The sequence below is a fragment of the Rhodococcus sp. TAF43 genome (genome assembly GCF_052113525.1).
Classification (GTDB): domain Bacteria; phylum Actinomycetota; class Actinomycetes; order Mycobacteriales; family Mycobacteriaceae; genus Prescottella.
In genome coordinates this window covers 1-13553 of sequence record NZ_JBFRDL010000001.1, presented here as the reverse complement: position 1 = coordinate 13553, position 13553 = coordinate 1, and the positions used below count along the sequence as shown (strand labels likewise).

Sequence of the window (13553 nt, the reverse complement as noted above, 5' to 3'; positions counted from 1 at the left end):
TTCCAGAGTAGTCTCGGTGCACGTGAGCGATCTTCCTGCCATTGCGCTGAAGCGACTGGACCCCGGTATCCCCATTCCCCAGCGCGCGCACGCCGGCGATGCCGGCGTCGATCTGTGCACCACCACCGATGTCACGATCGAACCCGGACGCCGCGTCCTGGTCGGCACCGGCATCGCGGTCGCGTTGCCGATCGGCACGGTCGGTCTCATCCATCCGCGGTCCGGTCTGGCCGCGAAGGCCGGGCTCTCGGTCGTGAACACCCCGGGCACGATCGATGCCGGCTACCGCGGAGAGATCAAGGTCTGCCTGATCAATCACGACCTCGAGACGCCGATCGAACTGCGCCGCGGTGACCGTGTCGCGCAGCTGGTGGTGCAGAGGGTCGAACTGGTCGACTTCGTCGAGGTCGACTCCTTGGGCGAAACTGTCCGCGGCGCAGGCGGTTACGGGTCCAGTGGCGGTCATGCGAGCCTCGTCGAGCACAATGCCGATCAGGATATCGACGGTACGGAAGGCCGCCCGCACGAGCTGACGCGGCTGCCGAGGGAAGGGGCCTGATCATGTTCGGACGTCGCAAGAAGAACGAAGCCGACCGGTCGGAGGCCACAGAGCCTGCGGATCTCGTCGACATCGAGGCTCAGGACGAGGATGCCGAGTTGGACGCGCCCGTCGGCACGCTCGACGGCGGCCCCTACGACGCGACCGATTTCGCGGAAGACGAGGAGCCGGCCGCGACGCGGCTCGATCTCGGCTCGGTCCTGCTGCCGATGCCCGAAGGAGCCCAGCTCCAGGTCGAGATGTCGCCCGAAGGTGCGCCGCAGGCGGTGCACCTGGTCACCGAGCACGGTCGCATCACCGTCTCCGCGTACGCGGCACCCAAGTCGCCGGGACAGTGGCGTGAGGTCGCGTCCGAGCTGGCCGAATCGCTGCGTGCCGACAACGCGGAGGTCAGCATCGAGAGCGGCCCGTGGGGCCGCGAGGTGGCCGCGACCACCCCGAATGCCGACCTGCGTTTCATCGGTGTCGACGGGCACCGCTGGATGCTGCGGTGCGTGGTGGCCGGTCCCACCGGTGCGGTGGCAGCCGGCGGCCCGCTCGTCGCGATCGCCCGCGCCGTCCTGCTCGATACGGTCGTCAACCGTGGCGACGAGCCACACCCGGTGCGGACCCCGCTACCGGTGGTTCTGCCGCAGGTGCTCGTCGAACAGCTGATGGCGGCGCACCAGCAGCAGCTGGCGGCCCAACAGCAGGCGCAGCTCGCGGCCATGGACCAGGCACACCAGCAGTCCCCGCAGCAGCCCCAGCCGGCGGCGCAGCAGCCTGCGCCGCCGTCCCCGAACGGGTCCGAGCCGCCACGTCGTGGCGAGTCCGGCTCGGCGATGCAGCAGCTCGGTCTCTAGCGCTCCGCGCTCAGCCGATCCGGGTGAGCGCGGCGACGCACGCCTGGCCGAGGACCCCCGGATCCTCGCCGATGTCCTGCAACGCGAGCTCGGTGAGGTCGGCGTTCGGGAGCGTCGCCGCCCACTCCTTCGCCACCGTCAACGGGTGGACGGCGTCATCGACTGCTGCGGCGATGCCCACAGGAAGCCTGATGCCGGCGAGCGTCGCCGGGTCCGGCGCGTGATACGCGGCGGCCTCCTCCAACGCGGACGGCAGATCGGGCCACTGGCGGCGCCAGGACCGGGCCAGTTCGTCGGCCAGCCAGGGCGGGCTCGACGCCGTCATTTCTGCGGTCACCGCCGCCAGTCCATGCGCGCGTAGTTGAGACGCGGTGAACGTGGCACTCGCGGCGGCCGGCGCGTCGTGGGGTGATCCGGTCCATGCCGGCAGCGCGGCCATCACCCCGCCGACGCTCTCGGGGTTCTCCGACGCCCACGCCAGGGCCACGGCGGCCCCGATCGAGACACCACCGACCAGGATCCGACCGTGTTCTCGCGCGGCTCGGTCCATCGCGTCGCGGTAGCTGTCGACAACCGCCCGTGGATCCGGTTCGACCGCCGTCGTCGTGACTCCGACCTGCATCAATGCGGGCCGGAAGGCACGGGCCGCGAAATCCGCATCCGACCCGGTCCCCGGGAGTACGACGGCCACTTCGGGCCATGTTCGTTGCTGCATGAATCGATCTTGCACTGCCCGGTTCGCGAGCGTTCAGGACGGCGGTGGGTTTCGGATCACTTTGGGGTTACAGTGGCCCTCGTACAGCCCTATCGCGCGGCGCGAAGATGCGCCGCCATTTGTCCAGGAGCACGCTATGGCCCCCGCCGCGGCAGGTTACTTTCGCCGGCTCACCCGCAGACTCACCGAGGACCTCGAGCAGTTGGATGCCGAGGAGATGGTGGAGACCGCGCAGGCATCGGGCGCCAAGCGCGCCTGTGACTGTGCGCGCGGCGAGGAGGTCACGATCTTCGGCCGCCTCCGCAGCGTCGAAGCGTGTCCGAAGTCCGCGAACGCCAGCGTCCAGGCCGAGTTCTTCGACGGCACCGACCCGGTCACGCTCGTCTGGATCGGCCGTCGACGGATTCCCGGCATCGAGCCGGGCAAGACGCTGATGGTGCGTGGCCGTATCGGCGACCGCGACGGTCAGAAGGTGATTTTCAATCCCTACTACGAACTCCGCGGCGATTCCTGATCCACCGCCGTTGCACTGCACCGCGGCTCGCCGTCGGCACCCGTCGACGGTCCGGTGCCGGACGGGCTTCGACGGCTCGCCGTCGGGATATGGCAGTCTCGTCGCGTGACCGAAACGAAGCAGCAGACGATCCTCGAACAGCTCGGTGGACTCAGCGGGCTGATCTACTCGACGCTGCCGGTCGTCGTGTTCGTGCCGGCGAACAGTCTGTGGGGCCTCGCCCCGGCCGTGTGGACCGCGCTCGGCGTGGCCGCGGCGATCCTGGTGTGGCGAATCGCCCGCCGCAGTCCCGTCCAGCCCGCGATCTCGGGTTTCCTCGGCGTCGGTGTCTGCGCGTTCATCGCCTACCGCACCGGTGACGCGAAGGGGTACTTCCTCTTCGGGATCTACACCAGCCTCGTGTATGCCGCTGCGTTCGTCGTGTCGATCCTGGTGCGGTGGCCGCTGGTCGGTGTGGTCTGGGGTTACCTCAACGGGCACCGCAACGCGTGGCGTGCCCACAAGGGCGCGGTGCGTGCGTACGACATCGCCACCGTCGCATGGGCGGCCGTCTTCGGCGCCCGGTATCTGGTCCAGTCCCAGCTCTACGACGCTGATCAGACGGGGTGGCTCGCGGTCGCACGGATCGGGATGGGCTGGCCCCTCACCGGCCTGGTGCTGCTCGTGACGATCTGGGCCGTCCGTCGCGCGGACCGACTCGTAGAGCCCGCGCCCGATCCGGCCGAACTCGAAGCCGCCGCCGACGGCCCTGCCGCCGACGCGTCAGATATCGATCGCGGCGCGTAGCTCGTCCTCGACCTCGACCGCCGCGACGAACAGCAACTCGTCGCCGCCCTCGACTGGGTCGTCGGGCTGGGGGACGATCACGCGTCCGCCGCGCAGGATCGTCACCAGGGCGACGTCGCGCGGGAGCTGAATCTTGCGCACCGGCTTGCCGGCGAGCGGGGTGTTGTCGGGCAGGGTGATCTCGACGAGGTTTGCCTGACCCTGGCGGAACGTCATCAGTCGAACCAGGTCACCCACCGTGACAGCCTCCTCGACGAGCGAGGCCAGCATGCGTGGTGTGGAGACTGCGACGTCGACACCCCACGACTCGTCGAACAGCCACTCGTTGCGGGGATCGTTGACGCGGGCGACGACTCGCCCCACCCCGAACTCCGTCTTCGCGAGCAGGCTCAGCACGATGTTGGCCTTGTCGTCGCCGGTGGCGGCGATCACGACATCGTAGGTCTCGAGCTGCGCGGCTTCGAGCAGGCTCAGTTCGCACGCATCAGCGTGGATCCACTCGGCCTGCGGAATCACCTCGGGCTCGACGTGCTCGAGCTTGCGTTCGAGCAGCATGACGTGGTGGTTGCTGCGGACGAGTTCGCGGGCGATGGAGCGGCCTACGGCGCCGGCTCCTGCGATGGCCACTCTCATCGGAGGTTTCCAATCGGGTAGTCGATCGAGAAGGGGGTCATTGACCGGTCTCGGGCTGTCAGTCGTCGGACGGCGGGGGATTACCGGCCAGAGCGACGGCCTCGGCGACGGTGCCCGACACCGCGGCAACGTACACCTGGTCCTGGGACTGGATGACGGTCTTGCGGTCGGGGAGGATGCCCGATCCGAAACGGATGATGAACGAGACCCGGGAGCTGGTCGCTGCTTCGAGTTCGGAGATGTTGCGGCCGACCCAGTCCTCGTGGAAGGGCAGTTCGGTCACGACCACCGTGCCGGACGGATCCCGCCACTTCGAGATCTGATCGTCCTGCGCGAGAGCGAGCATGAAGCGGTCGGTGGTCCACGGCACGGTTGCGATGGTCGGGATGCCCAGACGCTCGTACACCGCGGCGCGCTTGGCGTCGTAGATCCGGGCGACGACCCGCTCGACGCCGAACGTCTCGCGGGCCACCCGCGCGGAGATGATGTTCGAATTGTCGCCGGAGGACACCGCCGCGAATGCCTCGGCACGCTCGATGCCGGCACGGACCAGCACGTCGCGGTCGAATCCCATCCCGACGACGGTGTGCCCGGTGAAGTCCGATCCGAGTCGGAGGAACGAACTCGCGTCGCGGTCGATCACAGCCACCTCATGGCCGATCCGGCTCAGTGCGGTAGCGAGGGAGGAGCCGACTCGGCCACATCCCATGACTACTACGTACACCCGTCCACTCCGTTCATCGGATTCGCGCCCGTGCGGGGTGCCGCCGGCGTCGAATCGAACCGTACAGCGCGCGGGGGGAAGAGCAAGTTTCCACTGCCGGAAACGCCGACTTGGGCTCCTGGCTGCTGTGCATTCCCTCGGACGGCTTACGCTTTGGCAGTGTCGAAGGTTTCCACCGCTGCGAAGCGGCTGATTCTGGGCCGGCCGTTCCGGAGCGACAAGCTCGGGCACACGCTTCTGCCCAAGCGAATCGCGCTACCTGTTTTCGCCTCGGACGCGATGTCGTCGGTCGCCTATGCGCCGGAAGAGATCTTCCTGGTGCTGTCCGTCGCGGGCATCTCCGCCTACGCGTATGCGCCGTGGATCGGGCTGGCCGTCGCCGTCGTCATGGCCGTGGTCGTGGCCAGCTACCGGCAGAACGTGCACGCCTATCCGTCCGGTGGCGGTGACTACGAGGTCGCGACCACCAATCTGGGGCCCAATGCCGGTCTGACGGTGGGCAGCGCGCTGATGGTGGACTACGTGCTCACCGTGGCGGTGTCGATCTCGTCCGCGGCGTCGAACATCGGTTCGGCGGTGCCGTTCGTGGCGGAGCACAAGGTGCTGTTCGCGATCGCCGCGATCGTGCTGCTGACGGCGATGAACCTGCGGGGTCTGCGGGAGTCCGGCACCGCGTTCGCGATTCCGACGTACGCGTTCATCGTCGGCATGCTGATCATGCTCGGGTGGGGTTTCGCCCGGGTCTACATCTTCGGCGACGACGTGCACGCGGAATCCTCCGGGTTCACTCTCGATGCCGAGGATTCGCACCTGTACGGCATCGCCTTCGCGTTCCTCATCGCCCGGGCCTTCTCGTCCGGATGTGCGGCCCTGACCGGCGTCGAGGCGATCAGCAACGGTGTGCCGGCATTCCGGAAGCCGAAGTCCCGTAACGCGGCCACCACGCTGCTGCTGCTCGGTACTTTCGCGATCGTCCTGCTGATGGGCATCATCATCCTGGCCCAGAAGATCGGGATCGTGTACGCGCACAATCCGGAGACCCAGTTGATCGGCGCTCCGGAGGGCTACCACCAGAAGACACTCATCGCGCAGCTCGCGGAGGCGGTCTTCTCCGGGTTCCCGGCCGGCTTCTTCTTCATGGCGATCGTCACTGCGCTCATCCTCGTGCTCGCCGCGAACACCGCGTTCAACGGTTTCCCGGTGCTGGGGTCGGTGCTGGCGCAGGACCGCTACCTGCCGCGCCAGCTGCACACGCGCGGCGACCGGCTCGCGTTCAGCAACGGCATCCTGTTCCTGTCGGGCGCCGCGATCGCGTTCGTCGTGGTGTTCGGCGCCGAGGTCACCAAGCTGATCCAGCTGTACATCGTGGGTGTGTTCGTCTCGTTCGTGCTGAGCCAGACCGGAATGATCCGGCACTGGACGAGGCATCTGAAGGCCGAGAACGATCCGGCCCAGCGCCGGCGGATGAAGCGCTCCCGCGTGGTCAACTCGATCGGTCTCGCGATGACGGGTGCCGTGCTGGTGATCGTGCTGCTCACGAAGTTCGCGGCCGGTGCGTGGATCGCGATCGTCGCGATGATCGTGATCTTCGTGGTGATGAAGTCGATCAGGCGCCACTACGACAGCGTCGCGGCCGAACTCGAGGAGCAGGAGTGGGACGGCGTACTGCCGAGCCGCACCCACTCGATCGTGCTGGTGTCCAAGATGCACATGCCGACGATGCGCGCGCTCGCGTACGCCCGCGCGACCCGGCCGGACACGCTCGAGGCCGTCACGGTGAACGTCGACGAGCCCGACACGCGAACGCTCGTCCGTGAATGGGAGAAGAGCGACATCACGGTGCCGCTCAAGGTGATCGAGTCGCCGTATCGCGAGATCACCAAACCGGTGCTCGATTACGTGCGCCGGGTCCGCAGGGATTCGCCGCGCGACGTCGTCACGGTGTTCATCCCGGAGTATGTGGTGGGGCACTGGTGGGAGCAGATCCTGCACAACCAGAGCGCCCTGCGGCTCAAGAGCCGACTGCTGTTCCAGCCGGGTGTGATGGTCACGAGCGTGCCGTGGCAGTTGAGCTCGTCGGAGAAGGTCAAACGCGAACGCGTCGACAACGCACCTGGTGCAAGTCGCCGCGGGTTCGAATCAGAAGGCAAGTGACGGGCGGTACGTGGTGAGTGAGAACTGGACGGGTCTTCGGCTCGAGGTGGAGTTGGGGAATCCCGGCCACGGTGGCTTCTGCGTGGCCCGCCACGACGGGCGGGTGCTGTTCGTGCGCCACGGATTGCCCGGTGAGCGGGTCATCGCGCACGTCACCGAGGATCGTGGCGGTTCTTTCTGCCGCGCCGACGCCGTCGAGATCATCGAGGCCTCACCCGACCGGGTCGCGCCGCTGTGCCCGATCTCGGGTCCGGGTGGAGCGGGGTGCTGCGACTTCTCGCACGCCACGCTCGATGCGCAGCGGGCGATGAAGGGGGCGGTCGTCGCCGAGCAGTTGCGCCGGATCGCCGGTCTCGACCTGGAGGTCGTCGTCGAGGAACTGCCGGGCACCGGGCACGGCGCAGGCTGGCGCTCACGCGTGCGCCTCGCGGTCGACACCGTCGGGCGCCCGGGCTTCCACCGGTTCCGCAGCAACGACATCGAGACCTTCCTGGCGTGTCCACAGATCGATGCGTCGGCGTATTCCGGACTGTCCGAGCGGTCGTGGCAGCCCGGAGCGGAGGTTCAGGTGGTGCTCGACGCGGACGGTGAACGCCACGTGGTCGAGATCGCGCCGGCCAAGATCTCCCGGACCGGTCGTCGCAGCCCCGGACGGCGCGGCGCGACGGCGCGCCGGGCGGCGTCGGCGGGCAGTCGCGCCGAGCGGGTCGTCATCGGGTCCGGTCGACCGGTCGAGCGGGTCGGCGACCGGGAGTGGACGCTGTCCGCCACCGGGTTCTGGCAGGCGCATCGGGGTGCGGCACAGACCTATTCGGCTGTCGTGGGGGAGTGGGCGCAGGCGTCGCCCGGCGCCGCCGTGTGGGACCTCTACGGCGGTGTGGGCGTGTTCGCCGCGACACTCGCCGAGCAGGTCGGTGTGACCGGCCGGGTCGAGTCGGTCGAGTTCTCCCGGACCGCGGTGGCCGACGGAGCGGCGGCGCTGGCGGATCTGCCGCAGGTGCAGCTGCACGCGGCGCGCGTCGAACGCGCTCTGCAGGATCTCCCGGCGCCCGAGGTCGTGGTGCTCGATCCGCCCCGCGCCGGCGCCGGGCGGGACGTCGTCGCGGCCCTCGCGGCGGCGGGGCCGGACCGGATCGTCCACGTCGGCTGCGATCCGGCGTCGTTCGCGCGTGATGTCGCCCTCTACCGCGAGCACGGCTTCACCCTGGCGCAGGTCCGCGCGTTCGACGCCTTCCCCCTCACGCACCACATGGAGAGCCTCGCGCTCCTCACGCGCTGAGGCGTTCAACACACCCCTCCGGCTCAAGCTTCGGAAACGCCCAGGTCAGGGCGGTCGAAATGCGGTATGTCGCTTTTGCGAAGTAATTGCTTGACGCACGCAACTATGCCTATAGTTGCGTTCTGCAAGTAATTCACCAATCCATTCAGGGGATTCGGGGTATCCGATGGCCGTTCAGGCTGATACGGCGCAGGCCCTGGTCGACGCGATCTTCCTCTTCGGACGATCGCTCAAGACCGCCATCACCAGCGCTGTCGACGATCCGCTCGCACCCGCGCTCGCCGCGGTGCTGTTCGTGCTGTCGGCGCGGGGGCCGTGCCGACAGAACGAACTCGCGTCGGTGCTGTGCGTGAGCCAGTCGGCCCTCAGTCGACAGATGACGGAATTGGTCGACGCCGGCCTCGTCGACAGGCAACCGGACTCGGACGACAAACGGGCATTCCTGGTCCAAGTCTCGGAAAAGGGTGACGAGGTCCTGCGGACCACGAAGGAACTCAGATCCGCGCGATTGCACGGACTGCTCGGTGGGTGGAGCCAGGAAGAAGCGGTGGCGGCGTTGTCGACCATCGAACGTCTCACCGACACGCTCGCCGCCCGAAACGAATCCGCACCGCTAGCTGCAAATCACAGTGGGAGAGCACTTCAATGACGACACCAGTGGGGGAGAGTCGGGCAGGCTCCGGCAACGAGGCGATGACCCACCGCCAGATTCTCGAGGTCCTCGCGGGCCTCATCGCAGCGCTGTTCACCGCGCTGCTGAGCACGACGATCGTCTCGACCGCGCTGCCGACGATCATCGGTGACCTCAAGGGCACACAGACCCAGTTTGCGTGGGTCATCACGACCGCGCTGCTCGCGAACGCGGCGTCGACCCCGATCTGGGGCAAGCTCGCCGACCTGTTCAACAAGAAGATCCTCGTCCAGTCCTCGATCGTGATCTTCGTGATCGGCTCGGTCATCGCGGGCTTCGCGCACAACGTGCCCGTCCTGCTGGCGGCCCGCGTCGTGCAGGGCATCGGTATGGGCGGCCTGACGGCGCTGGTGGTCGCGATCATCGGCAGCATCATCCCGCCGCGTGACCGCGGGCGTTACTCGGGCTACATGGGTGCCGCGATGGCGGTGTCGATGTCCGGCGGTCCGATCCTCGGTGGCGTCATCGTCGACAGCCCGCTCGGCTGGCGCTGGTGCTTCTTCGTGTGCGTCCCGATCGCGGTCATCGCACTGTTCCTGCTGCAGCGCACACTGCACATCGAGACCGAGCGCAAGGAAGACGTCTCCATCGACTGGTGGGGCGCGATGCTGCTCACCGCGGGCGTCAGCGTTCTGCTGATCTGGGTGTCGTTCGCCGGCAAGGCCGACTACTACGACTGGTTCTCCAAGGAGTCCGCGATCTACGTCGGCGTGGGCATCCTGCTGCTCGTCGCGACCGTGATCGTCGAATCCAAGGTGAAGTCGCCGATCATCCCGCTGAAGATCATCACCGAGAAGACGACGGGTCTGGCGATCATCGCGTCCATCGCAGTCGGCGTCGGCATGTTCGGTGCCACCACCTTCCTCGGTCAGTACTTCCAGACCGCTCGCGGCCACAGCCCGACGATCGCCGGTGTCCTGACGATTCCGATGGTGATGGGCATGCTCGTCTCGTCGGTGGTCTCGGGTCAGCTCATCTCCCGGTTCGGAAAGTGGAAGCCGTTCATCGTCGGTGGTGCCGGGTTGCTCGTGGTCGGCTTCGGTCTGCTCTCGACGATCGATCACGCGACGAGCCTGTGGCTGATCGGTGTCTACATCGCCATCGTCGGTGTCGGTGTCGGCAGCCTGATGCAGAACCTGGTGCTCGCGGTGCAGAACACCGTCAGTGTCCACAACATCGGCGCAGCTAGTAGCTCGGTCGCGTTCTTCCGGACGTTCGGTGGCGCGATCGGCGTGTCGGTGCTGGGTTCGATCCTCGCGACCCGTGTCTCGACCCTGTCCGCCGAGGGATTCGCGGAGCTGGGTATCGACACCAGCTCGGCGGGCGGCGGCGGCAACCTCGACATCAACGCCCTGCCCGCACCGATCGCAGCCATCATCCGCGCCGCGTACGGTGATGCGACGGGACGGTTGTTCCTGGTGGCGGCCGTGGTCGCACTCATCACCCTGGCCTGCGTCATCGTGATCCCGAACACCCCGCTGCGCAAGACCATCGACATCCAGGAGCCGGCCGATGCCGACAAGTCGGACGAGTCGGGCGTCTCGGATACCGCGGACGTTGCTCGCGACGCGGCTCAGAACGTCAAGGCGTAACTGCCCGAGCACAACGCCGGAGGCCCGCAACCGACACGGTTGCGGGCCTCCGGCGTATCGGGGGTGCTGCTCTACGTCTTGCGGTTGTACAGACGCATCGTCAGCGGGCCGAACACGACGATGAGGCCGGCACACCAGATCAGCACGACGGAGAGCTGACCGAATTCGAACGAGCCCTCGCACAGCGCGCGCAGCGTCGTCACGAGGTGGCTGATCGGATTCACGTCGACGAACGCCTGCAGCCAGCCGGGCATCGTCGACGGGTCGACGAAGATGTTGCTGGCGAACGTCAGCGGGAACAGGATGAACATCGATACGCCCATGACGGCCTGCTCGGTCCGCATCAGCATCGCGAACATCGTCCACACCCACGACAGGCTGAACGAGAACAGCAACAGCAGCAGCACCGACGCGACGACGCCCACGACCCCGCCGGCGGGGCGGAAGCCGAGGATCAGACCCAGGATCAGCACGATCACCGAGGCGATCGTGTAGCGCACGATGTCGCCGAACAGGGCGCCGACGAGCGGCGAGGGACGCCAGATCGGCAGCGAACGGAAGCGGTCGAACACGCCCTTCTCGATGTCCTTGTTCAGGGTCAGCCCCGTGTACATCGTGATCATCACGACCGTCTGCACGAGGATGCCGGGGATCAGGAACTGCACGTAGGCGTCGGTCGAGCCCGCGAGCGCGCCGCCGAACAGGAACGTGAACATCAGCGTGAACATGACCGGGAACATGGTCACATCGAAGAGTTGCTCCGGGACGTGCTTGATCTTGAGCAGCGCCCGCCACCCGAAGGACAGCGACGTCGACAGTGCGTTGGGCCGCGCCGGGCGGGGACCCGGCATCTGCAGGACGTTGCCGACCGCCTGCGCCGAGGTGGTGATGGTGTCGGTCATGACGCGCTCTCCTCGATGATGGCAGTGTCGGCAGTGTCGGCAGTGTCGGCGGCGTCCTCGGCGCCGTGGCCGGTCAGGGCCAGGAACACCTCGTCGAGGCTGGGTTGGCCGAGGGCGAAGGTGGTGACTGCGAGGTTCGCGTCGTCGAGCGCCGCGAGGGCGCGGGCCACCCGCTGCGGATCGTCGAGCCGCGCGGTCAGGGCCGCCGGATCCGATTCGAGGCTCACCGGGACCCCCAGGACCGGTTCGAGGATCGCGGCGGCCTCGGGCCGGCGGGCCGGTTGCGCGACCCGTACGTGCAGGGCCCCGGATCCCACCGACGCCTTGAGTTCGCCGGTGGTGCCCTCCGCGATCACCCTGCCGTGGTCGATGACGGCGATGCGGTCGGCCAGTTGGTCGGCCTCGTCGAGGTACTGCGTGGTGAGCAGGACGGTGGTGCCACCCGCGACCAATGCGCGGACGATCTCCCACACCTGGTTCCGGCTGCGGGGATCGAGGCCGGTGGTCGGTTCGTCCAGGAAGATCAGTTCGGGTGTCACGATGATGCTGGCGGCGATGTCGATGCGCCGACGCATGCCGCCGGAATAGGTCTTGACCTGACGGTTTCCGGCCTCCTCGAGGCCGAAGGCGTCGAGCAACTGGTCGCACCGGGACCGTGCGGCGGCCCGCGAGTACCCGTACAGGCGGCCGAGCAGGATGAGATTCTCGACGCCGGTCAGGTCCTCGTCGAGCGACGCGAACTGACCGGTGAGTGACACCTTGCTCCGGACGGTTTCCGCTTCCGTGGCGACGTCGTGCCCCAGGACACGCGCCGCGCCCCCGTCGAGGGGTAGGAGCGTGGCCAGCATCCGGATCGTGGTGGTCTTGCCGGCGCCGTTCGGCCCGAGTACGCCGTACACGCCGCCGGCCGGCACCGCGAGATCGACGCCGGCGACGGCGACATTGGAGCCGAAGCGTTTGATCAAGCCGGTCGTTTCGATTGCCAGGTCGGTGTCAGGTTTCATCTGGTCCCCGTGGTCGGTGTGGATGTGGACACAACTCGATCGTTGTCCCAGACTGTCGGATGCAGGGGCGCGATGCAATCGTTTTTCGTCCCCTGCAGACCCTTCGCGGGTGCGGTATACGGGAGAGATGACTACCGCAGCAACCCTGTCCGTCGTCGTGCCCGCCTACAACGAAGAGAACTACATCGGTGCCTGTCTGGAGGCACTGCTGGTGCAGCAAGCCGATCTTCACGAGATCGTTGTCGTCGACAACAATTCGACGGATCGCACCGTGGAGATCGTCGAGAGTTTCGCGGCGGAACATCCTGTCGTTCGGGTGATCCGGGAGGCGACCCCGGGGACGGTGTACGCGCGCAACGCCGGATTCGAGGCGGCGACCGGGGACGTCGTCGGGCGGATCGACGCCGATACCCGGGTCGAACCGCATTGGGCGCGTACGGTTCTCGAATTCTTCGATCGAGAGGACGCGGCCGCGGTGGGAGCGGTCAGTGGAATCGACGACTCCTACGACTCGCCCTATCGGGCGCTGAAGCGCTGGTATGTCGATCGGCTGGTACGGCGCGGTCGGTTCGGCGGTGAGCAGCGCATCGCAAACCTGTACGGCGCCAACATGGCGCTGCGGAAATCCACGTGGGAGAAGGTCCGCGACGCCTCGAGTTCCGAACTCGACGTGCACGAGGACGTCGATCTGGCGCTGTGCATCGTGCAGGCGGGCGTCGAGATCGCGCAGCTGTCGGACATGCGGGTCGCGATCTCGCCGCGGCGGGCCCTGACGCCGCCGCACGAGTTCGTGCGATACGTGACCGCGGGTGCGAACACCTATAGCCGGCACGACCTGATGAGCGCGCGGATCCGGATTCTGTTGGGGGTCCAGTGGATCGCCCATGCGGGGGCGTACCTCGCTTATCGCCCCTACGACCCGGATCGGGGACGATTCACGTTGCGGCGGTTGATGTTCGGTGGTGGCGCTCGCACCATGCCGGTCGCCTGACCGCCGCCACCGCCTAGTTGTACCCGGTCAGGACGTTGGTAGCGGGCGTGTCGGCTTGATGTGAAGAGAACCTCCGAGTGGGGTGTGGCTTGTCTAAGGCCCACATCCGCTCGGAGGTTCTCGTGTCCCACCGTAATGCCCGAACCACATATCTCGGCAGATTGCTC

At 67.4% G+C, this 13553-nt stretch carries 14 protein-coding genes; 9 read left to right on the top strand and 5 right to left on the bottom strand.

The genetic code is table 11. From position 1 onward, the window contains the following. Window positions 1-16: 16 nt before the first annotated feature. Together dut and AB4Z09_RS00065 are read left to right on the top strand one after the other, a co-directional pair. Entirely contained in the window at window positions 17-559 is a 543-nt protein-coding gene (dut, locus tag AB4Z09_RS00070; protein WP_442238962.1) for a dUTP diphosphatase, read from the top strand. Between the two features lie 2 nt (window positions 560-561). After that, the gene (locus AB4Z09_RS00065) at window positions 562-1401 is read left to right on the top strand and encodes a DUF3710 domain-containing protein (protein WP_442238961.1); all 840 of its coding nucleotides are present in this window, start codon (window positions 562-564) and stop codon (window positions 1399-1401) included. Window positions 1402-1411: 10 nt separating this feature from the next. On the opposite strand, the gene AB4Z09_RS00060 is transcribed toward AB4Z09_RS00065, so the two are convergent. Further along, the gene (locus tag AB4Z09_RS00060; protein WP_114719957.1) at window positions 1412-2116 is read right to left on the bottom strand and encodes an alpha/beta fold hydrolase; all 705 of its coding nucleotides are present in this window, start codon (window positions 2114-2116) and stop codon (window positions 1412-1414) included. 136 nt (window positions 2117-2252) lie between these two features. Here AB4Z09_RS00060 and AB4Z09_RS00055 point away from each other — a divergent pair, with 136 nt between their 5' ends. Then, window positions 2253-2630 carry an OB-fold nucleic acid binding domain-containing protein gene (locus AB4Z09_RS00055; protein ID WP_114719959.1) on the top strand — a complete coding sequence of 126 codons (378 nt, stop codon included), beginning with the start codon at window positions 2253-2255 and terminating at the stop codon, window positions 2628-2630. A 105-nt stretch (window positions 2631-2735) separates the two neighbouring features. Next, entirely contained in the window at window positions 2736-3416 is a 681-nt protein-coding gene (locus AB4Z09_RS00050) for a DUF3159 domain-containing protein (RefSeq protein ID WP_114719961.1), read from the top strand. On the opposite strand, the gene AB4Z09_RS00045 is transcribed toward AB4Z09_RS00050, so the two are convergent. Both AB4Z09_RS00045 and AB4Z09_RS00040 read right to left on the bottom strand, forming a co-directional pair. Further along, the gene (locus tag AB4Z09_RS00045; protein ID WP_114719963.1) at window positions 3393-4049 is read right to left on the bottom strand and encodes a potassium channel family protein; all 657 of its coding nucleotides are present in this window, start codon (window positions 4047-4049) and stop codon (window positions 3393-3395) included. The genes AB4Z09_RS00050 and AB4Z09_RS00045 overlap by 24 nt on opposite strands. Before the next feature lie 58 nt (window positions 4050-4107). Further along, entirely contained in the window at window positions 4108-4773 is a 666-nt protein-coding gene (locus AB4Z09_RS00040) for a potassium channel family protein (protein ID WP_114719964.1), read from the bottom strand. Between the two features lie 159 nt (window positions 4774-4932). On the opposite strand from AB4Z09_RS00040, the gene AB4Z09_RS00035 reads away from it, so the two are divergent. The 4 genes from AB4Z09_RS00035 to AB4Z09_RS00020 all read left to right on the top strand — a co-directional run bounded on the left by AB4Z09_RS00035 (window position 4933) and on the right by AB4Z09_RS00020 (window position 10489). After that, the gene (locus tag AB4Z09_RS00035; RefSeq protein ID WP_114719966.1) at window positions 4933-6927 is read left to right on the top strand and encodes an APC family permease; all 1995 of its coding nucleotides are present in this window, start codon (window positions 4933-4935) and stop codon (window positions 6925-6927) included. A gap of 13 nt (window positions 6928-6940) precedes the next feature. After that, on the top strand, window positions 6941-8206 hold the full coding sequence (locus tag AB4Z09_RS00030) for a class I SAM-dependent RNA methyltransferase (protein WP_174909804.1): 1266 nt from the start codon (window positions 6941-6943) through the stop codon (window positions 8204-8206). 166 nt (window positions 8207-8372) lie between these two features. Continuing rightward, entirely contained in the window at window positions 8373-8855 is a 483-nt protein-coding gene (locus AB4Z09_RS00025; RefSeq protein WP_114719970.1) for a MarR family winged helix-turn-helix transcriptional regulator, read from the top strand. 44 nt (window positions 8856-8899) lie between these two features. Next, window positions 8900-10489: an MDR family MFS transporter gene (locus tag AB4Z09_RS00020; protein ID WP_254622980.1), complete on the top strand. Its 1590-nt coding sequence runs from the start codon at window positions 8900-8902 to the stop codon at window positions 10487-10489. Between the two features lie 71 nt (window positions 10490-10560). Here AB4Z09_RS00020 and AB4Z09_RS00015 read toward each other — a convergent pair whose 3' ends face one another. Together AB4Z09_RS00015 and AB4Z09_RS00010 are read right to left on the bottom strand one after the other, a co-directional pair. Beyond that, a complete protein-coding gene (locus tag AB4Z09_RS00015; RefSeq protein WP_174909808.1) occupies window positions 10561-11391 on the bottom strand; it encodes an ABC transporter permease in 831 nt (276 codons plus the stop codon). Next, window positions 11388-12395: an ATP-binding cassette domain-containing protein gene (locus AB4Z09_RS00010; RefSeq protein ID WP_174909809.1), complete on the bottom strand. Its 1008-nt coding sequence runs from the start codon at window positions 12393-12395 to the stop codon at window positions 11388-11390. Before AB4Z09_RS00010 ends, AB4Z09_RS00015 begins: the two co-directional genes overlap by 4 nt. 127 nt (window positions 12396-12522) lie before the next feature. Here AB4Z09_RS00010 and AB4Z09_RS00005 point away from each other — a divergent pair, with 127 nt between their 5' ends. Next, window positions 12523-13386, top strand: coding sequence for a glycosyltransferase (locus AB4Z09_RS00005; RefSeq protein WP_114719978.1), 864 nt, complete (start codon window positions 12523-12525; stop codon window positions 13384-13386). The last annotated feature ends 167 nt before the right edge of the window (window positions 13387-13553 follow it).

Excerpts from the sequence above, each read along its gene's own strand:
- AB4Z09_RS00065 (WP_442238961.1), top strand. The coding sequence starts at position 562 with ATGTTCGGACGTCGCAAGAAGAACGAAGCCGACCGGTCGGAGGCCACA.
- AB4Z09_RS00060 (WP_114719957.1), bottom strand. The coding sequence starts at position 2,116 with ATGCAGCAACGAACATGGCCCGAAGTGGCCGTCGTACTCCCGGGGACC.
- AB4Z09_RS00055 (WP_114719959.1), top strand. The coding sequence starts at position 2,253 with ATGGCCCCCGCCGCGGCAGGTTACTTTCGCCGGCTCACCCGCAGACTC.
- AB4Z09_RS00045 (WP_114719963.1), bottom strand. The coding sequence starts at position 4,049 with ATGAGAGTGGCCATCGCAGGAGCCGGCGCCGTAGGCCGCTCCATCGCC.
- AB4Z09_RS00025 (WP_114719970.1), top strand. The coding sequence starts at position 8,373 with ATGGCCGTTCAGGCTGATACGGCGCAGGCCCTGGTCGACGCGATCTTC.
- AB4Z09_RS00020 (WP_254622980.1), top strand. The coding sequence starts at position 8,900 with ATGACCCACCGCCAGATTCTCGAGGTCCTCGCGGGCCTCATCGCAGCG.
- AB4Z09_RS00015 (WP_174909808.1), bottom strand. The coding sequence starts at position 11,391 with ATGACCGACACCATCACCACCTCGGCGCAGGCGGTCGGCAACGTCCTG.
- AB4Z09_RS00010 (WP_174909809.1), bottom strand. The coding sequence starts at position 12,395 with ATGAAACCTGACACCGACCTGGCAATCGAAACGACCGGCTTGATCAAA.
- AB4Z09_RS00005 (WP_114719978.1), top strand. The coding sequence starts at position 12,523 with ATGACTACCGCAGCAACCCTGTCCGTCGTCGTGCCCGCCTACAACGAA.